This window comes from uncultured Ruminobacter sp., from assembly GCA_902764345.1.
Taxonomy (GTDB): Bacteria; Pseudomonadota; Gammaproteobacteria; order Enterobacterales; family Succinivibrionaceae; genus Ruminobacter.
Map to the genome: position 1 here is coordinate 105,044 of CACWVT010000008.1, position 21,900 is coordinate 126,943.

Here is a 21,900-nt window from a genome sequence, read left to right on the forward strand (position 1 = left end):
TTATCGCCAATTTTGAGTGTCAGCTTTGACCGGGACATTCCGTGTTCTGTTTCGGTGCATAAATACTGGTATTTGGACCGGAATCAGCAGAGTATGACTTCAGTCGAAAGAAGAAATAACACAGGTATTTCCTATTTATAAGGGTATAAACATGTTTTTTGAAAAAATCGTTGCAGCTCCTGCAGATCCTATTCTTGGTTTAACCGAAGAATTTAAGAATGATCCACGTACTGATAAGATTAACCTCGGTGTAGGTATCTACAAGACCAATGAAGGCGTAACTCCAATTCTTAAGTGTGTTAAGAAGGCTGAAGAAATCATTCTTAAGGAAGAAACCACCAAGAGCTACTTACCAATCGTTGGTACTCCTGAATACGGTAAGCTTGTTAGGGAACTCGTTTTCGGTGCTGACAGCGAAGTTATCGCTTCAGATCGCGCACGTACCACTCAGGCTCCAGGCGGTACCGGTGCCTTAAGAGTAGGTGCTGACTTCTTAAAGCAGCAGAACGTAACTGCCAAGATCTGGATTTCTGACCCAACCTGGGCTAACCACTTCCAGGTATTCGGCAAGGCAGGTCTTGAAACCGCTAAGTACAGATACTATGACAAGAACACCCGTGCCCTCGACTTCGAAGGCATGAAGGCTGACCTTAAGAATGCCAAGGCCGGTGATGCTGTTCTTCTTCACGCATGCTGCCACAATCCGTCAGGCATGGATCCTAACGCTGCTCAGTGGGAAGAACTCGCTAAGCTCGTTGCTGAACTCAAGCTTCTTCCATTCTTTGATTTCGCTTACCAGGGCTTCGGTAACGGTATTGAAGAAGATGCTTTCGGTATCCGCACTTTCCTTAAGTACAACAAGGAAGTTCTCGTAGCAAGCTCATTCTCAAAGAACTTCGGTCTCTACAACGAACGTATCGGTGCCTTAACCGTTGTTTCAGCTGATAAGGAAACCGCTGACCGCGTATTCTCTCAGGTTAAGATTGCAGTTCGTGCAAACATTTCAAATCCTCCTGCACACGGTGCAAAGATTGTTACCACCGTTCTTTCAAACCCAGAACTTCGTGCTGAATGGGTTGCTGAAGTTGCTGAAATGCGTGACCGTATCAAGAACATGCGTGAACTCTTCGTATCAAAGCTCAACGCTTTAGGCTGTGCAGTTGATTTCAGCTTCATCAACACCCAGTACGGTATGTTCTCATTCTCTGGTTTATCTCCTGAACAGGTTGCAACCTTAAAGAAGGACTACGGCATTTACATGGTTGGTAACGGCCGTATCAGCGTTGCAGGTATCACCACCTCTAACATTGATGCTTTATGTAAGGCTATTTACGAAGTTCTTCAGAAGTAACAGTCTGACAGAAATTTACCGGAATTAAACCGGTAAAGCTTCAAATCCGCCGATCAGATTCCTGATCGGCGGATTGTATATATGTAAATGCATTTGTAATTTTTCAGCTTCTCATGACTGAAACGAATGGATTTACATATGTATCCGGCAGGTTTGAGTGTTTTAAACGTCAACTCGTGCCATGTGTTTTTCGTATGTCGGAGGCTCTAATGGTAATCCGACAGATTGAAAGCTCTCTTTTTCTCCAGGAGATGTTATGAGTAGTAAAAATGAATATGTATACGGAGTTCATGCCGTAAGTGCCCTTATTGAGAATGAGCCTGAAAGAATTATCGAGGTGTATGTTCTTAAGGGGCGTGATGATGCCAGACTGCATGCAGTGGTAACTGCTCTGAACACACTGGGCATTACCGTCAATCAGGTTAACAGAAAGACTCTTGACGACAAGGTTTTCGGCGGAGTTCATCAGGGGGTTGTTGCCCGTGTTAAGAGTGCCAAAATGCTTGGCGATTATGAACTTAATGAATTCCTCGACAAAACTGAAACCCCGTTTCTGCTCATTCTGGATAATGTTACCGACGTGCATAACCTCGGCGCATGTCTGAGAAGCTGTGACGGTGCAGGTGTCAATGCGCTGATTACGTCAAAGGATAAGAGTGCCTCCCTTACCGCTGCCGCCAAAAAGGTTGCATGCGGTGCGGCTGAAAGCGTACCTGTATTCTACGTTACCAATCTTGCCAGAACCATGAAGGAATTACAGGACAGATTCATCAGAATCATCGGTACCGCAGGTGAAACTGACAAGGTGATTTACGATGCCGACCTGACCGGCCCTCTGGCCCTTGTCATGGGTGCGGAAGATACCGGCATGAGAAGACTTACCAGGGAAAACTGTGACGAACTGGTTAAGTTACCGATGCTCGGCAAGGTAACCAGCCTTAACGTTTCCGTTGCTACTGGCGTATGTTTATACGAAGCCTTAAGACAGAGAATGTTAAAGAGCAGATAAATTATCCATTCCGGATATCCGTGAGGATATGATTTAGAGTTGAAATGAAAGAACCTCATACCCTGGATTTGGGTATGAGGTTCTCTTTATTTGGGACTCTTGAAGGAGACTCCCTGCATTACATCAGACTGATTATGTAGAGCAGGACAAAAGACATAAGCATGCAGAGAACACTGACAATGCCGCCGGCTTTAATCATGTCAATGTTTTTGATTTTGCCTGTAGCATAAGCCAGAGCATTTGGCGGGGTGCTGATTGGCAGTGTCATGGCAAAGGACAGAGCCAGGGCAATGAACATCAGTGAGTATGACATGTCTATGCCGGTGTTGATGCTCGGACTTGAAAGCACGGCCACGGCGATAGGAATAAGAAGATTGGCTGCAGCGGTGTTGGATATGAAGTTTGACAGAATCCAGCCGATTACGGCAATGGCTCCGACAATCATGAGTCCTGAGAAGGAACTGTAGTCAACCATGTTTGCCAGCTGCGCGGCAAGTCCGGTGGTTTCCAGGGCATTACCGATGGCAATACCGCCTGCGATGAGCCAGATTACGTCCCAGTTCATTGTTTTGATGTCCTGTGCCCTGATGATGCCGGTACAGGTGAAGGCGATGAGAGGAAGGATGGCCACAATGTAGCTGTTGATGCCGTGAAGTTTTTCAGTCATCCACAGAAGAATCGTGATGGAGAAACAGATGTAGACGAAGATGGACTTCCAGTCGGTATTGAATTTTGATTTTATTTCAAGAGAGATTTCCTTGGAACTGAACGGGAACAGAAATTTGAGCAGGAACCAGGTCGCAATAATGCAGATTACGGCCAGAGGGAAACCGATACTCATCCACTTTACGAAGCTGATGGCGTGTTCTCCGTGAAGAAAACCCAGTGCTATGGCGTTCGGCGGAGTGCCCACGGGAGTGGCTATGCCGCCAACGTTTGCGGCAAACGGCACCGCCAGTATCAGAGCCTTGATGCCTTTGTCTTCGGCTTTAACGGAGGCAAACACCGGAGCCATCATGGACAGCATCATAACCGTGGTGGCGGTATTGCTCATGAACATGGCGAAAAATCCGGTTACACACATAACACCGAGCATGACCAGATTTGGTTTTTTACCGAATGGTTTAAGCAGTACTCTGGCCAGATTTATGTCCAGCTTATATTTGGTTGAGGCAATGGCCAGGGCGAAACCGCCGAGAAACAGGATGATTACCGGTGAGCTGAAACTGTTAAAGACGGATTTGTAGCTCAGCAGATGCTCCGCGTCCACCGATTTCAGATAATTCTTTATCGGCGTTATTGCTCCGTCAGATGCCAAAAGACACAGAGACCCGATAATGGAAAGCGAAGTTGCATAAACCGGCATTGGTTCCAATATCCACAACAGTGCCGCCGCAACAAAGACGGACATGGTGATGTTCTGAACCGGAGTGAACGGCAGGGCCTGCGGAAAAATCATCGGCAGACAGTAGCAGACCAGGGTGACAAGTAAGATAAAGCCGACTTTAATGGTTTTAATCTTCATTATTCTTTTTTCAAGCTGCTCAGTCTTCGGAAGTTCAGGCTCTTCAGGTTGGGGGTTTTTACGAGTTAGCATGTTGTACTCCGTTAATGCTATTTATAATTATTCTTATTCTTATGACACGGCATGATTTATTTGAATCGATCCGCCGTAACCGGTTTACGTACGGGGACTGAAATTCAAATGACGCTTGGTGCTTTGTCTATGCCGGATGATGAATATTCTACTGTTCATGTACTGTTTAAGATATAGACAGATACCATTCTTGCGATACTGTTATAATATTTGATCCGATTTAATATGCAGGGCTCACATTATTGGCAGTTGAACCCATTATGCGGACTGTACAAATTTTCGCTTGCTTAATTTTCAATAAATCTATATAATTCGCACCGTTTACCGGTCAAAACATTTCGTTCCTTGCCTTAAAGATCAGACCGGAATCTAAGAGGCTAATTAACCGTAAGGGGCATTTAAATGCGTCATTATGAAATTGTGTTCCTGGTTCATCCAGACCAGTCAGAACAGGTTGCTAGCATGACTGACCGTTGCGTTAGCATCATCGAAGCCGCTGGTGGTAAGATCAACCGTCGTGAAGACTGGGGCCGTCGTCCACTCGCTTATCACATCGACAAGCTTTCTAAGGCTCACTACGTTCTTTTAAACGTAGAAGCTGAACAGTCAGCAATTGATGAAATCGAAAACCGTTTCCGTTACAACGATGCTGTTCTTCGTTACCTCATCACTCGCGTAAAGAAGGCATTCACTGAACCTTCACCAATCATGAAGTCAATGGAAGCTCACCGCAATGCTCGTGACAACCGTGAAGAACGTGTTGAAAACAAAGCTGCCGTAGCTGCTGATGCTGAATAAGGAGAAATCACATGGCTTATTTTCGTCGTCGCAAGTTCTGCCGTTTCACTGCTGAAAAGGTAGATGAAATCGATTACAAGGATACCGCAACCTTAAAGAACTACATCACTGAATCATGCAAGATTGTACCAAGCCGCATCACCGGCACCAGTGCAAAGTACCAGCGTCAGCTTGCTGTAGCTATTAAGCGTGCACGTTACTTGGCTTTATTACCTTACACTGATTTACATAGCACTGCTAGTAAGATTAAGTAAGGCCTAACTCTATTTTTTAATTTTTTAACCGAGGAAAGGTAATGGAAGTTATTCTTCTTGATAAGATTGCTCACTTAGGCAGTCTCGGTGATAAGGTAAAGGTTAAGAGCGGTTTCGCCCGTAACTATCTTATCCCTCAGAAAAAGGCCGTTATGGCTACTAAGGAAAACCTGGCTAAGTTCGAAGCTCAGCGCGCTGAGTTAGAAAAGAAGTTAGCTGCTGATTTAGCTGCTGCTCAGGAACGCGGTGCTAAGCTCGATGCTTTAGAAACCGTAACCATCGCAGCTAAAGCAGGTGATGAAGGTAAATTATTCGGTTCTATCGGTACTCGTGACATTTCTGATGCAATCACTGCAGCAGGTGTTGAAGTTAAGAAGAGCGAAATTCGTTTATCTGAAGGTGTTTTAAGATCTGTTGGTGAATATGAAATCACCGTATCTTTACACCCAGACGTTAAGTCAACCCTTAAGGTTGTTATCGTTGCTGAAAAGTAATTCGTAAGAATTAAATTTTCTTAATCATAATTTAAGAAGGTGCCGTCAGGCACCTTCTTTTTTATTTCATAAGAAAAATTTTCGTTAATCCAAATGATTTCTGATGTGGATGTTTTCAGGTGGAATACCGAGACGGTATACCTTATTCGGACATGTTATTGTGTAGAATACGGCCAAATCTGTGCTAGGTAGCTCTTTTTGAATTTTTTTATTAATGTTTTTAATGGTGTTCTGCCAAAAGTCTTTTTGCGAGGTCAGGAAGTCCTTATTTAGTTCGAAGGATTCAATTTTTACGGGGTGAATCAGGTTATGATTTCTTCCGCTGTCATACGGATCTCCGTTAAGGATTATAAAATCTTTTTTACCTGATCTTTTTAAAACAATGTTTGCATTGTCAGCCAGAGTGTAAAGCCAGTTAGTGTTTTCTGAGTAGGGCGGAATAACAGGATCTGTTATGTTGCATTCCTCAGCGTATTCGGAGATCTTGCTGTTGATTGCTTTTATCAGTTCGTATAGCTCGGAATCTCGAGTTTCAGTTATTCTTTTTTGGAACATTTCATCTTTAACCGGTATCTTGGAGAAAAGTTCAAAAAATGATTTCACGGCATCTATAAAAGATTCATATTTGTATTTGCTGCTTGGAATGGTAAATCCTTCCCCGTTTTTTATTTTTTCTATGATAAACATAAAAACAGCAAATTCACGTGGTTCAAGAACAACAGATATCTGATTATTATTCAGAATGACAGATTTTTTTTCACTGATGGTAAGTGTAAATGTGCCGGGGTCAACGGTTAATTCCAGATATTTCGGATTAATCATAAGTCTTTTATTTATTTCGTTGACCGCATGTGTGTAACCGGTAAGGAGACTGCTGTTCTTGTTATCAAGTAAGGTTCTGAGGCGCATCAGAGGAATTTCAGACAGTTCAACTTTTGCCTTTGACGTGTCAAGATATATTCCTTCCTGTTTCCCGGGGATAAGGTTTTCACTTTTGGTTGGATAATAGAATTCTTTGTTTGATTCGAAGGCTTCACTTACAAGTACATGACTCAGTCTATCTTCGGGATTTGCCAGAATGTTCATGGAAGAGCCGGTGAGATACGTCATGGTCTTACGGCCTCCTGCTATTGAAGCATGAATGCGATATTTTGGTGTGTTGTTTTGGTTAAGTTCAGTAAGTTCTTTAATTTCATTGAAAATAAAATCAGCAATGACAGCCTGTTCTTCCTTTGTTCTTGCATCATCAATTAATTCTCCGTCAATGTCATGAATTATTTTAAGATGACGGTCTTCATTGAAAACAATTGGAGAAATTCCATATTCTCTGCAAAATTCATTTAATTTGCCTTTTTCACCCAAAAGATTGTTTCTTACTCCCTCAGCCCCTTTTTTGGTGGTGATGATATAAATTTCTTTAGGAAAACGTTCAGGTGTTTCCTTATAAATGGCGTATAAGGTTTCAGTCACAACCTGTGGTGTCATGCCTGTGACGGAAAGCAGAATATCTATGCTGTCGGTTTTGTTCATGTTTTTATCTATCTCCTAAATGTTTTCTGGCTGGCATGTCTCAGATAAATGATATCCGATACCGGTTACAAAAAATGTAATTGGTTTCAAAAAGAGTCCGGTGCAGTGTTGCTTTTGTATGGTAAATAATATTTTAGACAGTAATGCGGAAGACTCAATCATTTCGGGTACAGTTGTTCCAATGTGTTCAATTTGCAATTTATTTCGTTTTCGGTTTTGTACCAGTTCCAATGCATGTACCTGCATCCGGCACTTGCGGCCGCAATGCGATCCCTGTAATCGTCACCTATGTAAATGACTTTTTCCGGCGAGGTCGTTCCGCAATTCTTCATGGCTTTGATGATGCCGCATGGACTCGGCTTATACATCCTGCCGACATCTTCGTAGCAGATTACCGCACTGAACTCAATATTGGGATAATAATGTGAGAGCATGTAATTTACGTAGCAGCGTGGGGCACCGGAAAATACGGCTAAACTGCATTTCTTATTGAGATTTTTCAGCGTTTTTTCAGGAATTCTTGTCAGATTCCCGCATTTGCCCAGAAAATCTCTCAGTACCGGCAGATTATTTTCATTTCTCAGTGATCTTCTGATTGGATCCAATTCAGGGTAATCCGTTTTAATAAGAGTATTATCGAGATCGAAAATTATGAGATCCATTGATTTGAGTCCCTTTCCTTATGGTTGTGTTTATAATACTGCCAGTATCGGCTATGCTCAATTTTTTAGGTGCTCTTCCATGGCGTAATAGGTTTTGCCTAAAGCAACGAATTTAAAATGTTCGGCACCTTTTGTGGATAAGAACTGTCTGGCATCCATCATCGCGCAGCCCCTGGTTACGATGTCATCAATAATGACAACGTTAGGTCTGGAGATGCTTCCTGTTAGCGTTATGTGGGAACAGGCGTCGATATGAGGTCTGTTCGGGGCAGTGTGTTTCTGTTCCTTGGTCCCGATAAATTTTACGGAATCATTTAAGAAACAGACATCAGGAAGTTCTTCTTTTAATCTGTTGATTAAATGATTGTACCTTCTGATACTTTTTTCCTCGCTGGATGCCGGAATGCAGAATACTGACCAGGAACCGTCATTTATGTTTGGCATGTTCTTAATGTATTCAACAAGAATTTCAGTTAATTGTTTTCTGTCAGTACTGTCTGTGCCGTCTTTAAATCTCCAAAGAGCATTTTTGAACCAGCGATCTTCCTGGGAAAGAACATTGAATTTCTCGCTGGCGTTGGAATAATAGTCGAAGAAGTAATTAACGGTTCCTGCGGGATAAGTTTTTTCTTTTACATTAATCATAATTTGGTTTCCTTATTGTTGAATTTATAATCTGTGGGCATTGACTATGCGCATTTTTTTAACTGATTTTCCATGGCGTAAAAGTTTTTGCCTAAAGCAACGAATTTAAAATGTTTGGCACCTTTTGCTGATAAGAATCTCTTGGCATCCATCATTGCTTCGCCTTTGGTTACAATGTCATCAATAATGACAACATTAGGACGTGAGATGCTTTGAGTGAGCTTTATGTGCGAACAGGCATTTATATTAGGTCTGTTTGCGGTAGTGTGTTTCTGTTCCTTTGTTCCGGTAAATTTGACGTGGTCATTTAAAAAACAGACGTTTGGAAGTACTGCTTTTAATCTGTTGATTAAGTCAGTGTACCTCCTGATGTTTTTTTCTTCACTGGATGCAGGAATGCAGAATACTGACCATGAACCGTCATTTATGTTCGGCATGTCCTTAAGGTATTCAACAAGAATTTCAATTAATCTGTCTCTGTCAGGGCAGGCGGTGCCATCCTTAAATTTCCAAAGAGCATTTTTGAAACGACGGTTCACAGAAGAAAGAATGTAGTATCTTTCGCATGCGTTTGAATAATAGTCGAAGAAGTAATTAACGGTTCCTGCAGGATAAATTTTTTCTTTTGCTGTAATCATGGTAATAATTCCTTATGTTTAGTGTTGAAAGTTTTATTTGCGGAAGGCTTTTTGATCTGGGAAAAATCTGCCGTTCGCTAATTTTTCGCTTTTGAGCCTCACCGGACATTTTCAATGATAAAACAGGAATTATTCCTAAAGTTTTTCAACCATGGTTGAAAAAGTCGTTTTCAAAAATACTTGTGTTGCGAAACATATGTTCGTGATAAATTGATAGTCACTGAAGAATGAAAAGCCTATTATGGATGCATGTCCTAAGGCAGTCGCATTCAGGCATGACAACTAAAAACGCATGGTGTTTTTATCTGCATAAAGACGTTATTAAAAACACGTTGGCGTAAGCAAAAGGAGATATTATGAACGTATGTTCCGAGACTTGCCGTAAGGCCATGATAATTTCAAGATTAGGAAAAATTGGTCCGGCAAAACTGAAAAAGATTCTTCTGCATGAAGATTTAAGTATGTCACCGGAAAGACTGGCTGAACGTTTAAGCCGCTATACCAATACGGCTCCAGAAGAAGTGTTAAGACAGATTTTTCAGAATGAGGAATTCGCCGAACATCAGATTGATGAGGCCGTAACCCAAGATGCGCACATAATCTGTACTGCTGATAACGGTTATCCTGAACTTTTAAAAGAATCCAAATTCGATCCAGGCATACTGTTCGTAAAGGGAAATCTGGGAAATCACCTTAACAGTGCTGCCGTGATCGGCAGTCGTGAGCTGCCTCCCCGATACGACCAGATAACAGCCAGAATAACGGGAAATCTGGTTGCTAAGGGGGTTTCAATCGTAAGCGGGCTGGCCGTGGGGTGTGACAGTTATGCTCACAAAACGGCAATTGCAGAGGGAGGTCATACCGTGGCTGTTCTCGGACACGGACTTGACAGCATATATCCGAAAGAAAATGCGGGACTTGCTGAAGATATCATATCCAGCGGAGGGGCTCTCGTAAGTCAGTTCCAGTTCGGTTCTCGGGTGAATTCATATAATTTTGCCAAACGTGATTTGGTGCAGGCTGGTCTTTCGCGTTTTGTCCTGATGATTGCTTCCGGTGTGCCCGGAGGTTCCCTCATAGCATCCGGAGCCGCACTTGAAGACGGCCGGGATCTGTTTGTCCCGGCCCCGATTAGGGAGTCTGTAACCAATGATAAGGTTAGGGCTAACAATATTTTGGTTGGGGAAAATCCTGAGGAAATCTGCAGAATTCTTAAATTGAAGCGTGAATGCTTTAGCCCGGGACATCTTCACATTATCAAAGACAGAAACGATTACGGTAAGTTTGATGATTTCATTTCAGGAATTGCTAAGGCAGACGGGGACGGGGTTTTCGGGCAATTGTCTCTTTTTTAATGATCGCTGTTCAGCCTCGTGGTAATGACGGAGGTTTCAGCCGTCCGTCATCTTCTTTTTTTGTTCAGACCTTTGAAGGATTTGAAGTCATTATCAGATAAATAATCCTTTCCACATTAAAATTAATGTTCCGTATTCCCGATGGGGAGAATCCTTTATGTCGGGAATATCAGTATCTGAAAAATAATAAATATAAAATATATTTGAGATTTTAATAAAAACAGGGTATATTTTTTATTTGCGGGTTTTTGTTACCGCCGTTCTGCGTCTTCCAAACCTTTTTCCGGTTTGGAAGCGTCTGGATTAAAATCCGTAACACTCTGCGGGCATTTATCGGAATATTGGGAGAAAGTGATGTTTACTGTTTATCATTCAAATGATATTGAACTACTGGTAAAACTTGGTATCCACCTCATGAAAAGCAGCGGTGATTCCCTGCACGATCCTTTTGCTCCCAAGCACTTTATAGTACAGAGTAACGGCATGGAAACATATCTTAAGCAGAAGATTGCCGAAACCGATGGCGTCTGTGCCCGTATTGAATGTCAGCTTCCGTGGAGATTTATCTGGAGTCTTCATGACAGTCTGTTTCCTGACGAGTATCCCCATGAAATGGTATACAACGCCGATAATATAACCTGGATTCTGTTACAGGCCTTTACCGAAGGCAGTCCCGATGATCCAGACTGTTTTAATCCGGAGAGTCCGTCATGCCGTTATCCTTACGTTGCCGACTATGTTTATGATAAGGCAGTCGAGTCTGATACTTCTTCCGGTAAAAGAATTCTCAACAGGGTGAAGTGTTACCGTCTTGCCAACAGACTTGCATCCGTTTATGAAAATTATCTCGTATACCGTCAGGACTGGATTAGATCATGGAGCGGTGCCGATGAGGATAAGGCTCTTAAGGGGTGGCTTGAAGAACTGAAAATGAAGCATCATACAGATTTCAATGATAAAGATTATCTGTGGATAGCTTCATTGTGGCGTGAATTCATTCAGAATAATCTTATTGATGAGCTTAAGGGAAAGGATCGTATTCATTACATGGATTCCATGAAGGACATCCTTTTACACTCATCGCCTGAGGATTTTTTTGCCCGCATGGAAAAAAGCGGCAGGGATATTCCGAAAGACGTTTTTGTATACGGTATTTCTTCCATAGCTCCTGTTGTTTTGGAATTTCTGGTGCTTCTGGGCAGATTCATCAACGTGCATTTCATGTTCACCAATCCGTGCCGTTACTACTGGGGGGATATCAGGGCTTCCGGAGCCGGCGGTGATGCCGGAGATATTGATGCCCTGCTTGAAAAGATTAAGCAGAAGCACGGTATCCGTCTTAACGTCGAAAACAGAAACATAAGCAGCACGGAACTGGCCAAAATTACGGGGGAACATTCTTCTTCCGCAACAGAAGACCGTGAGTATTCAGGACAGGATATAAAGAATGATTATTACGAGTTTCAGAACGATACTCTTGAACTCGTTGACAGTAACCGTCTTCTGCTGACATACGGAAAGGCCGGTAAGGATACCTTAAGCAGCATCATGGCTTATTCGGATAATGAGGATTATCAGATTAATGACATACACGCCTTTGTGGAAAACGAGGTTAATACCGACGGAAACAGGGTGGACAGTCTGCTTAATCTCATTAAGAACGACATTCTCAACATGTCATTCACTCCGATGCAGAGAAGCGCAGATGAAACGGCTGATGCCGTTGCATCAGCCGTTTCCAAAAAGGAACGCCGGGTAAGCCTTGATGATCATTCAATCGAGTTTCATTCCTGCATTACCCCGTTAAGAGAGGTACAGGTTCTTTACGATCACATTCTGGAAAAGTTTAAGAACGACGTAAACCTGCGTCCCCGTGACATAGCGGTGTTCATGCCGAACGTGGCAAGGTATGCTCCCTACATTGATGCCGTATTCGGTACCAACAGGGAGTTACTCACTAAAGGAAGCGGAACGCAAAACGGAGCGGAGGATTTACCGAAAATCAATCTGCCGTACAGCATATGTGACAGAACCACGGCAGAAGAGTGTCCGGAAATTGACGGTTTCAATAAACTGATGAACATCGCCTCTGGTGAAATCGACAACAAATCACTGTTCATGCTTCTTTCCATTGAAGCCATCAGAACCAGATTCGGCATTGAGGCCGAGGATTTGGTGACCATAAAAAAGTGGTTTAACGAAAACAACATAATCTTCGGACTTGATGAGACTGACACTGCTGCATATTCCGCCAAAAACGATATGGGCTCAACTGATGATGAAAACGGTGAATCCATGTTCGTGAGTGATTATCGCAATTCATTTAAATCAGGTATTGACCGTGTTCTTACGGGGTCCCTTATGCCCGTTCTTCCTGAAGGTGATGATGAGCATGTCTACAACACCGGACTTGAAGGAAGTGATTCCTTTGAACTCCTGGGGCATCTTTATGCTTTCTACGAAGCCCTCAGGGAGCTTCGTCAGGAATTTGTAAGATGTAATGAGGTGACGGAAGGTGAGAACCGTCTTCCGCAGGACATTCTGGAAAATATTTTGGACGGACGTCAGCCGGATGGGGAAAAGATTCATAACAGGGAGTTATCCCCGGATGAAGTAATTTCCGGGTGGCATGATTTTGTCATCAGCAGGGTTCTTAACAGGTTCTTTGTTTTCGGGGAGGATAACATCAATCTGTATCTTGTTCTGGCAAGACATTTTGACAGAATGAAGGCGGACATGAAGAAACTTAAGAATCCGCCTGAGATTACCCTTGATGTTGTCAGGGAATATCTTGGCGATAAACTGACAGCGGATACCGGCTTCTCTGCCTTTTTAAGGGACAGGGTAAATTTCTGCAGCTTCATTCCTATGAGAGCCATCCCGTTTAAGCATATTTTCATGCTCGGCATGAATGACGGCGAATATCCTAAGGCTGATGACGGTGACTATTTTGATTTAATGAAAACATATTTCCGTCACGGAGATCGCAGCCGCCGTAACGATGACTGTTACATGTTCATGGAGTCGCTTATTTCTGCAGGGGAGAGTCTTTACATATCCTATATTGGCAGGGACGTGGTGAAAAATAATGAGCTTAATCCGTCCATGCTGGTTAGCGAGCTGATGAACTATATAGTATCTTCATGCATGCTGGACAGGGATTCTTTTGAAAGGGCTGTATCCGTGAGAAAGTCCGAATTTGGAGCCGGAACTTCAGAAATGACATACGATAATTATGAAAAGGACGCGGATTCCGTAAAGAACGAGGATTTGTTCAGGAAAGCTCTTATCAGAACCGAAAGCATGAATGTCTATGACCGGAGTAATTTCGACGGTTCCGTAAACCGTCTCCGCTCATATCAGTCACAGTGGTGCCCTCATCCAGATTCGGTAAGTGTCCGTGAGGATAAGGCTCTGTGGAAAGATTTTATAACACCGGAGTTAAGCGGTCTCAAATTTGTTAAAAAGGAAGAAGATTCCAGGGACTGCTTCAGTGACTGTGAATATTTCCTTGATGTTTCCACTGATGAGCTTGAAGAGTTTTTCAGTCAGGGTGACAGATTTTTTGTGAAAAACGTCCTGCGTCTCTCCAAGTATATTCTGAATCGGGAGAAACTTATTGAACATGAAAACTGGCAGGAACAGTATCAGAGTGATCTGAAACAGTATGTTATCAGAAAATTATCGGACTGTTCGGAACTGAGTGATGATCTTATTGAGCGTACGGTATCCGAATACATAAAGGGAATACAGGAGAAGGGATTACTTGCCAACGGAATCATGGGTGAGTATTACAGAAAACTGCTTATTGATGCTCCAGACGGAAAATCAAAGATTGATATGGATCTGCTGAAAAGCTTCATTGAGATTGAAAGCATTTTGCATAAGGAAGAACTGATAAGTGTTCCTGTAGATCGTCATTTTAAGATAAAGGTTGAAAGACGTTTTATTGAGGATTCGGAAATCACAGAGACGAGTCCCGACAGCAAAGCAAAGGTCGAACAGAACTCGGAAACATATGTTCCCGGTGAGCAGGTTAATGTTGAGGTAAGGGTTCACGGAAACATTGACGGAATTTTAAAAAGAGGCAGTGAATATCTGCTTGTTGATATTAATTTATGGAACAGTTTTGTTAAATCACTGTTCCAGAATCTATACAGGGCAGAGCTTCTTTATCTGGAATTAGCCGGGAAGGGTAGAGAGGCCTACGTCAGCACTTATGCCTTTACCAAAGAATCTAAAACCCTGTTTTCTATTGACTTTAACGGCAATAATACAGCTGATAAACAACCGGAAATTGTCGGCATGTATGATGAAAGCGTTAGAAAGCTCATTTCGGATAAATTCGAAAAAATCCTGAATCTGTATATCAGGGGGCACTTCGCCTATGTTCCTTACGATGTGATAGGTGGTATTTCCTATGATGTATTCAGTATTGGGAAAAGCATCAACCCAAGTAAAGACTTCAATGGCGGAGGCGGTTCGGATAGTGTAAACGAAAGCAGAATCCTATTTGGCAAGGAAGCGTTAAATACACTTGAATTTAATAAAATAACAGGCACTCTTGAAGACTTGTATGAGTGTGTTGACTGGCTTGTGGGGGATCCTTCATTCCGTGAAAAATTTTTTGAAGGTAAAAAAGGCAAGAGTGGTGACAATAAATTTCTTGCTTGTCCTGTTTCCAAAGAACTGAAGCAAAAGCTGGGTGCATTTATAAATAAATTAAGAGGGCAGACCGGTTAATGTCGGTGAGTATAAGTGTTAATGAGAAATTCAGAAATTTACGGGGATAGATACGAATGTCAGACAAAATAATGAATTTTAATTTAAACGGTGCAGGCGTTATTGAAGCGTCTGCCGGCACCGGTAAAACATATACCATAACCGGTCTTTTGTGCCGTCTGCTGCTGGGATTGGGTACTCCTGATAATAAGCCGGTGGATTTTTCCAAAATACTCGTGATGACCTTTACCAAGGCCGCCACAAATGATCTTAAGAGAAAAATCGGTGAAAGAATCAGGGATCTGCGTTCATTTATGGAACTGCTTCTTAAAAATTCATGGGGAAATCAGGCAGAATTCAATAAATCCCTTTCTAAAGATGAGAAAGGGCGCCTCTCTTTTGAAGCCGGGATATTACATGCTCTTTGGAACATTGATGACTCTGAAACAGATTTTGCAAGGTATCGTGATGATGAAAATCTGAAAAGACTCATTGCTTCAATCCGAATCCTGCGGAATGTGGAGCTTAATATGGACGGTATGTGCATAAGTACAATTCACAGTTTCTGCAGACAGATGCTTGCTAAATTCGTGGTTGATACCGGAATGAGCTGGCAGTTCTCACTGACAAATGATGATGACGAGTTAAGAAAGAGGGCTCTCTATGAAGCTCTCAGAAAATACATGACTCACAATGGTGCCGGTCATGATGATGAGTATGCCAAAATATACGGTAAATTTCTCAGCAGTTCCAGTTTTGCAAATCTTGTAACTCTGTTCAGAAAATACAGTAATTCTAGGGAAATAAAACAGATCTCAAAAAAGTCTTTCGATAATGAGCAGATTGGCGTACTGCATGATCTTCTTAAAAATGCTTTTGACATATATGAAGATCTGAAGCTAAAGGAAAAAACAATAACCAATGATGACCTTCTTCTTAAACTGAGGGATGCTCTCGTGGTGGATGAAGCGGACAGCGAAAGTATCTTAAACCGCAAGAGATTTCTTGCCAAAAAGATTAAGAACATTCTGCCTGTAGCCATTATTGATGAATTTCAGGATACCGACCCTGTTCAGTTTGAAATCGTAAGATGCATATATCTTTCAGAGGGCGAAAATGCTCCTGTAAATAATAAAGCTCTTTCCGCAGGTTCCGTTACGACAGACTCCGGATTCTGGGGCTTTTACATCGTAGGTGATCCAAAGCAGTCAATATACGGCTTTCGCGGTGCTGATCTTCACTGCTATAACGAAGCCAAAAGGATAATTCTGGAACGTTACCTTTCTGAAGTCGAAAAGTCCGAACATAAAATTGAGCTCAGTGTGAACTATCGTTCGGATGCCAATGTGGTAAAGGCCGTGAACTGTCTTTTTTCCGGAGTCCTTCCGCAGGAAGATGACGGCAAGGGAAATAAGACAGCTCCCGGTACCTTAACTGATGAATCGGGAACATTTGACTTCTACGCCGGGCTTAAAGGAAATGTTTCCGGGGAAAACGGTGAGCATGAGAAAAAATCCGCTTCGAGAGATAAACTTTTATTTACCAATGTCCGTGACAGCGGTAAGCAGAAATATCTGTATCTCCTTAAGGATGATAGTGAAAGCGGTAATGTCCGTGAAGCCGCCTGTAATTTTATCAATATAGGTATTACAGAAGAGGAGATTAAGGTCGGTGAATACAGACATCTGGTCGCAGAGCAGTGTGCGGATAAGATTGTTGAACTGCTTTGTTTCGGCATACTGGGTGATGCTGACAGTCTGACGCGTTCCAATCTTGATAAGCTTGAAAAATGCCGTAAGCTGACCCTAAAGGACATAGCTGTTCTTGTAAACACCAAAACAGAGGCACATGAAATAACAAAGTCTCTCAGAGCCAGAAAGGTGCCCGTGGTGTTTCTTTCCGACAAAACCAAAATATATGATACGGGAGAATTCCGTTTCATTTCCTTACTGATGAGATCTGTTATTAATAATTCGCAGCAGGATTATCTTCGCATGCTTCTTGCAAGTCCTGTTTTTGGTCTATCCGGTTCTGAATATGCCGATGCTGTATGCAACCGTCATGCGGTGGCGGAGACAGTGAAATCCGTAAATGACGGTGACGGAAAAAAACAGGAAGCTGACATTAAGGTTACAATGGAGCTTTTAAACAGCGTACTTGTTGAATGTAACGCGAAATGGTCCGATAACGGATTTATGTCAATGCTTACGTGGTTTATGGACAGCTTCGGGTTAATGGACAGAATCAGAAAAAGAACCGACGGAGCCCAAATCATAACCAATCTGCTTCACAGTGCTGAACTGGCTCTTAATCTGAGCAGCCGTATAAAGGATCATAATGAACTGGTGGAGTCCTTTGAAAATCTTGGCAATGAAACCGAAGATGAGGATAGCGGTGATGACGGCAAAATGCGTCTTACGGATGACAACGATGAAATAGTACGCGTATGCACATATCATGCTTCAAAGGGGCTTGAATATAATATAGTCCTGATGCCGTTCTCAGACACAACATGGGATCAAAAATTTTCTCCAAGTATAACCAGAGTAAGGGGATTTACCGAAAACGCGGACGGTGACACCGGCGTTTCTGGCGATGGCATTCATAATGACAATAAGAAATCCGGAAACGGAGATGAAACCTCATATCATTTTGTCAGTGACAAAGAATGCAGTGCTTGGAAGGCTCATTTGAATGATGAGCGTTTGGAAAAACAAAGACTGTGGTATGTGGCACTGACACGAGCATGTCATGCACTGTATCTTTGGTTCAGTAAACCGCAGGATGTAGACCAACAAAAAGCAACAAAAGAAAAAAAAGGCCAAAAAGCCAAAAAAGAGAAGCTTTTCTGTCTGAGCAACATTCTGTTTAAAAAAAGGGTGGTTGACAATGGCGAGGAGAAGTGTCTTTATGACCTTTATCATTCCAAAGACGCCGATTCCCCGTTCTTCAGATTTGCGGATGCTTGTGTCGGTGAAAAGCCTGATGGAAAAGATGATAAAAAGCTTCTTTATGATGCCGGGAAATCCGGAGACTTCAGTACGGAAGGCTGCCAGCCTCAGACACTGGAGGAAGACCGCATTAATCTTAAATGGAAGGTTTTTTCCTATTCATCTCTGGTTTTAGGCATGGGGCAGGTGGCAACGGATCTTCTGTCTGGTAAGGAAAATGACAACAGTGACGGAGCAGACAGTGCCACTTTGGAAGAAAGCGAAGAATACATAAAATCCGAAGAATGCCGCTTTACCTTTTCAAAAGGCAGCAGGGCGGGTACGTTCCTTCATGACGTGCTTGAGCATCTTGATTTTAAAAACTCCTATGATGAATTTGTCGAAAAGCAGGCAGACACGCCGTTACATGATTTTCTGAAAACCGATGAGGTGAGAAACACGGAACTGTACCGTGTTCTCGAAAACAAACTGAGAGCCAACGGTTTTTCCTATGAGAAAAAGAAGGTGCTTGAGCTTATCGGCTGGTTTTTGGAAATTCTGTCAGCGGATCTCTGTGTTAACGGCAGGGATGTGTCCGATTCCTCAGGAGATGTGAAGGTAACAGCATTAAAGGATCTCAACGATGCCGACTGCATTAAGGAAATGGAGTTCTGGCTTAACGTTGATGACAGCTTCAGCATTAAGGATTTTAATGAACTGGTTGCCGAAATAGACAGGGAAGGTTCAGAGAATTCATTAATTAACCCTAAAGATGGTGACGGAGAATATGGTTTGGCACTGCCGGAAGTTACCGTGGAGGATATCAACGGTCTACTAACCGGTTTTATCGATCTTATCTTTAAGCATGACGGCAGATATTACGTTGCCGACTACAAGTCCAACTATATTAATGACCGTATCGGAAGTTATTCAGACAGTGAAATAAAGATGAACATGGTGAATCATCATTATTACATTCAGTACATTCTGTATACCCTGGCACTTCACCGTTATCTGAAGTGCCATAAGCCTGATTATGACTATGATACCGATGTCGGAGGAATAGCATATCTTTATTTAAGAGGCATGAAATCCGCTGACAACGGTAATGCATTCAGGGGGTACGGCATCTACGGCAACAGAATAAGCAGTCAGTATATAGAAAAGCTCGATGCTTTGTTTGCGGGAACTAGATAAACGGAACAATACGGTGAGATCAAGATATTTATGATGGATGCAATAGAATTTTTAAAGCTGATTCCTATTTGGTCGGACATGGTTCTGGCTGTGGCTAACAGTGTGTCCAACCTGTGCGTAACGGAAAAAAGGGTACACGGTTTTGTTACCGGTCTGATGCTTCAGCATGCAAGAAACAACGGCAGCGTCTGCGTAAAAACGGATGAAATGGAAGGCCTCATGCGAAACATTCTTACGAGTGGGATGAGCTACCGTATGAAGGCACAGTTGGCGGAAAAGCTTGTTGAAACGGTTGGTGGTCCTGAGTTGACACCGTCACCTGACGGTGATGAATCAGGAGAATATGATGCCCTGATACTTAAGTGCGCAGAAAACTCCGGACTGTTTCGGATACTTCATGAACTTTCGCAGGAGTCGTTTTATGAAAAGGACTGTGGTCTCGGTGCCTGTTGTCTGCAGTTTGCGGATGATGAGAAGCTTATGTATGAGGCTGACGGCGTAAGTGATTCGGACAGTGCAATATCCGTCGATGCACAGATAAGGAATATTAAGGTTCCGGTAATCCTGAGTCTTGGAAGACTGTACATATCAAGATATTTTGCCTATGAAATCAGAATAGCAGGATTCATCCGTACGGCACTGAAAAAAGAGAGCATAAAATTTGGTTCCGATGGGGATGAGTCATCCACAGGTTTTACGATGGAAAATATTCACAACGTGTGGACAGAGGTCTACGGCGTTCTTTCGGAGACTGAGAAGGAAATAAACCTGAAAAGCGGAAAGAAGAATGCCGACACTGATGTCAACTGGCAGAAGGTTGCCGTTGCTATGTCGCTGTGCCATCCGTTTTCCATCATCACCGGCGGGCCTGGAACCGGTAAGACTTATACGGTTTCCGTTCTCATATGTCTTTTAAAGAAAATAAACAGAAACCTGAGAATCGGCATTGCGGCTCCGACTGGGAAAGCCGCGGCAAGGGTAAAGGAATCATTAAATGCAGCTTTCGGGGGATTGTTCAGAAATGCCTATGAGAAACTGTATCCGAACCTGATTGACGAAATAGCTCCCGCAGAAACAATTCATAAGATGCTGGGCGTTCATCCTGGAAAGTCCACAAGCAGGGTGAATGAAGCCAATCCGCTTGATTATGACGTGCTCATTATTGACGAGGTGTCAATGATGGATGTGTTTCTCATGAACAGGGTGTTTGCTGGATTAAAGCCCGGTGCAAAACTGATTCTTCTGGGAGACAAGGACCAACTGTCGAGCGTGGAAGCTGGTTCGGTTCTCGGTGACATCTGTACCGTATTGGACGCCAAAAGGGAAATTACGGATTATGAACTTAAGGTTGTAAGCGGACTGACCGGTTATTCCGCTGACGAACTCATGAGTAAATCGGGACTCGCTCCGGGAATTGCCTCACTGCATAAGTCCCGCCGTTACGAGTCAAGTCCCCTTATAGGGTTTATGGCAGGATACGTGAATGCCGGAAAGCCTTATTCCGAAATCGGAAAGGAGCTTTCGGAAACTGGGATCGGAGTTCCTCTTACCGTGAGCAGTACGAATCCTCATGATCGTTTTGCGGCGGTAACGTCCGCAGACGTTACGTCTCACGTAAAGGGCGTTGCCGTTGTAAACGGTTGCGACAGGGAATTTATCGACGCCCTATGTGAAAAGACCGTGAAGGGGTGGCGTCTTGATTCCGAGCGAAGCCGCTTCGGGGAATTTGATCTGCCTGAAAACTGTGCCGACTACAGGGATTTTCTGCAGTTCATGGCAGAACACCCCGTGCTTGGCGTAAACGGACAGGGGGATGATAAGGAGTGTTCAGTTGCAACAGCCTTCGGCATGATTAACCGTTTCAGGGTGCTGTGTCCTGAGAGGCAGGGGTACTTCGGGATCAAATACATCAATGACCGCATTTCCGGTGAGGCCCTTAGGTTTGTAAGATCCCGCATAAGCGATGAGACATGTCCGGATAAAAACGGATTTTCAAAAATCTGGTATCCTGGATTACTCCTCATGATCACCAAAAATGAACCGAATCTCGAACTCCGGAATGGTGACGTGGTAATCTGCGGTTATGCCGAGGGATACGGCCATTCCAAAAGAGTCTGGGTTCAGGCTGAGAACGGATCCTACAGATCGATTTCCTTCGGAATGCTTTCCGATTACGAGACCGGTTTTGCCATGACTATTCATAAATCACAGGGTTCGGAATTTGACCACACCATGATGATTATGAACGGAACCGAAAAAACAATTACCAGGGAACTCGTATATACGGGAATTACCAGAGCCAAATCATTCGTGAGCATGATAGTCGGCAATGACGGTAACGGCGATACCGCAAATCTTAACGGAAGATTTGCGGGAAGGGTGAGTCGTTCCAGCGGACTTGGGGAAAGACTTTACGGTAAGACAGCGTGAAAAAATCCGTAAAGGTCGAAAATCATAACGGAGAACGTTATGGTCTCCGTTACAAATGGGTAAAAAATCTTTCGGAAGGCGAAAAAAATTAAATTCATGGGTATTGTTGTCACTTTTTAATGAAAATTCCATATAAATGTAGAGACGTGGTCTCATGAGCGAATTTTTGGCCAAAAACAAAATATTTTTAAAAAAATTCAAAAAAAGTGTTGACGAAAAAAATAAAAAACCTAAAATACACATCGTTCGCTGAACAGAGCGAAACGAAAAAAGTTCTTTAAAAACGAA

Annotated in this window: 14 protein-coding genes; 9 read left to right on the plus strand and 5 right to left on the minus strand. The window is 42.9% G+C overall.

Annotation, left to right across the window (positions count from 1 at the left end):
* Positions 1-151 precede the first annotated feature (151 nt).
* Positions 152-1,351 (plus strand): amino acid aminotransferase, encoded by a 1,200-nt coding sequence (locus QZU58_RS03005; RefSeq protein ID WP_294460236.1) that lies wholly within the window; start codon positions 152-154, stop codon positions 1,349-1,351.
* 256 nt (positions 1,352-1,607) lie between these two features.
* Complete coding sequence (gene rlmB, locus QZU58_RS03010; protein WP_294460234.1) at positions 1,608-2,360, plus strand: 23S rRNA (guanosine(2251)-2'-O)-methyltransferase RlmB; 753 nt, start codon at positions 1,608-1,610, stop codon at positions 2,358-2,360.
* Positions 2,361-2,478: 118 nt separating this feature from the next.
* On the opposite strand, the gene QZU58_RS03015 is transcribed toward rlmB, so the two are convergent.
* On the minus strand, positions 2,479-3,957 hold the full coding sequence (locus QZU58_RS03015) for an SLC13 family permease (protein WP_294494716.1): 1,479 nt from the start codon (positions 3,955-3,957) through the stop codon (positions 2,479-2,481).
* 402 nt (positions 3,958-4,359) lie between these two features.
* On the opposite strand from QZU58_RS03015, the gene rpsF reads away from it, so the two are divergent.
* Genes rpsF through rplI form a run of 3 tightly spaced genes read left to right on the plus strand, consistent with a single transcriptional unit; the run spans position 4,360 to position 5,503 of the window.
* The gene (gene rpsF, locus QZU58_RS03020) at positions 4,360-4,755 is read left to right on the plus strand and encodes a 30S ribosomal protein S6 (RefSeq protein WP_031578437.1); all 396 of its coding nucleotides are present in this window, start codon (positions 4,360-4,362) and stop codon (positions 4,753-4,755) included.
* A gap of 11 nt (positions 4,756-4,766) precedes the next feature.
* Positions 4,767-5,009, plus strand: a complete 243-nt coding sequence (rpsR, locus tag QZU58_RS03025; protein ID WP_031578438.1) for a 30S ribosomal protein S18 — start codon at positions 4,767-4,769, stop codon at positions 5,007-5,009.
* Positions 5,010-5,050: 41 nt separating this feature from the next.
* On the plus strand, positions 5,051-5,503 hold the full coding sequence (gene rplI, locus QZU58_RS03030; protein WP_294462724.1) for a 50S ribosomal protein L9: 453 nt from the start codon (positions 5,051-5,053) through the stop codon (positions 5,501-5,503).
* An 84-nt stretch (positions 5,504-5,587) separates the two neighbouring features.
* On the opposite strand, the gene csm6 is transcribed toward rplI, so the two are convergent.
* The 4 genes from csm6 to QZU58_RS03050 form a co-directional block, all read right to left on the minus strand.
* A complete protein-coding gene (csm6, locus tag QZU58_RS03035) occupies positions 5,588-7,033 on the minus strand; it encodes a CRISPR-associated ring nuclease Csm6 (RefSeq protein WP_294494721.1) in 1,446 nt (481 codons plus the stop codon).
* 158 nt (positions 7,034-7,191) lie between these two features.
* Positions 7,192-7,695 (minus strand): NIF family HAD-type phosphatase, encoded by a 504-nt coding sequence (locus QZU58_RS03040; RefSeq protein WP_294494724.1) that lies wholly within the window; start codon positions 7,693-7,695, stop codon positions 7,192-7,194.
* A 57-nt stretch (positions 7,696-7,752) separates the two neighbouring features.
* Entirely contained in the window at positions 7,753-8,340 is a 588-nt protein-coding gene (locus QZU58_RS03045; protein ID WP_294494726.1) for a hypothetical protein, read from the minus strand.
* Positions 8,341-8,384: 44 nt separating this feature from the next.
* The gene (locus QZU58_RS03050; RefSeq protein ID WP_294494728.1) at positions 8,385-8,978 is read right to left on the minus strand and encodes a phosphoribosyltransferase; all 594 of its coding nucleotides are present in this window, start codon (positions 8,976-8,978) and stop codon (positions 8,385-8,387) included.
* Positions 8,979-9,334: 356 nt separating this feature from the next.
* Here QZU58_RS03050 and QZU58_RS03055 point away from each other — a divergent pair, with 356 nt between their 5' ends.
* From QZU58_RS03055 to recD, 4 genes are all read left to right on the plus strand, one after another.
* Positions 9,335-10,333, plus strand: coding sequence for a DNA-processing protein DprA (locus tag QZU58_RS03055; protein WP_294494731.1), 999 nt, complete (start codon positions 9,335-9,337; stop codon positions 10,331-10,333).
* A gap of 354 nt (positions 10,334-10,687) precedes the next feature.
* Positions 10,688-15,076, plus strand: a complete 4,389-nt coding sequence (locus tag QZU58_RS03060) for an exodeoxyribonuclease V subunit gamma (RefSeq protein WP_294494734.1) — start codon at positions 10,688-10,690, stop codon at positions 15,074-15,076.
* Positions 15,077-15,147: 71 nt separating this feature from the next.
* Positions 15,148-19,182 (plus strand): UvrD-helicase domain-containing protein, encoded by a 4,035-nt coding sequence (locus QZU58_RS03065; protein ID WP_294494737.1) that lies wholly within the window; start codon positions 15,148-15,150, stop codon positions 19,180-19,182.
* 30 nt (positions 19,183-19,212) lie between these two features.
* Positions 19,213-21,612, plus strand: a complete 2,400-nt coding sequence (gene recD / locus QZU58_RS03070; RefSeq protein ID WP_294494739.1) for an exodeoxyribonuclease V subunit alpha — start codon at positions 19,213-19,215, stop codon at positions 21,610-21,612.
* Positions 21,613-21,900: the final 288 nt, after the last annotated feature.

Excerpts from the sequence above, each read along its gene's own strand:
- recD (WP_294494739.1), top strand. The coding sequence starts at position 19,213 with ATGATGGATGCAATAGAATTTTTAAAGCTGATTCCTATTTGGTCGGAC.
- rplI (WP_294462724.1), top strand. The coding sequence starts at position 5,051 with ATGGAAGTTATTCTTCTTGATAAGATTGCTCACTTAGGCAGTCTCGGT.
- QZU58_RS03050 (WP_294494728.1), bottom strand. The coding sequence starts at position 8,978 with ATGATTACAGCAAAAGAAAAAATTTATCCTGCAGGAACCGTTAATTAC.
- QZU58_RS03015 (WP_294494716.1), bottom strand. The coding sequence starts at position 3,957 with ATGCTAACTCGTAAAAACCCCCAACCTGAAGAGCCTGAACTTCCGAAG.
- csm6 (WP_294494721.1), bottom strand. The coding sequence starts at position 7,033 with ATGAACAAAACCGACAGCATAGATATTCTGCTTTCCGTCACAGGCATG.
- rlmB (WP_294460234.1), top strand. The coding sequence starts at position 1,608 with ATGAGTAGTAAAAATGAATATGTATACGGAGTTCATGCCGTAAGTGCC.
- QZU58_RS03060 (WP_294494734.1), top strand. The coding sequence starts at position 10,688 with ATGTTTACTGTTTATCATTCAAATGATATTGAACTACTGGTAAAACTT.
- QZU58_RS03005 (WP_294460236.1), top strand. The coding sequence starts at position 152 with ATGTTTTTTGAAAAAATCGTTGCAGCTCCTGCAGATCCTATTCTTGGT.
- rpsR (WP_031578438.1), top strand. The coding sequence starts at position 4,767 with ATGGCTTATTTTCGTCGTCGCAAGTTCTGCCGTTTCACTGCTGAAAAG.
- QZU58_RS03040 (WP_294494724.1), bottom strand. The coding sequence starts at position 7,695 with ATGGATCTCATAATTTTCGATCTCGATAATACTCTTATTAAAACGGAT.
- QZU58_RS03045 (WP_294494726.1), bottom strand. The coding sequence starts at position 8,340 with ATGATTAATGTAAAAGAAAAAACTTATCCCGCAGGAACCGTTAATTAC.
- QZU58_RS03055 (WP_294494731.1), top strand. The coding sequence starts at position 9,335 with ATGAACGTATGTTCCGAGACTTGCCGTAAGGCCATGATAATTTCAAGA.
- QZU58_RS03065 (WP_294494737.1), top strand. The coding sequence starts at position 15,148 with ATGAATTTTAATTTAAACGGTGCAGGCGTTATTGAAGCGTCTGCCGGC.
- rpsF (WP_031578437.1), top strand. The coding sequence starts at position 4,360 with ATGCGTCATTATGAAATTGTGTTCCTGGTTCATCCAGACCAGTCAGAA.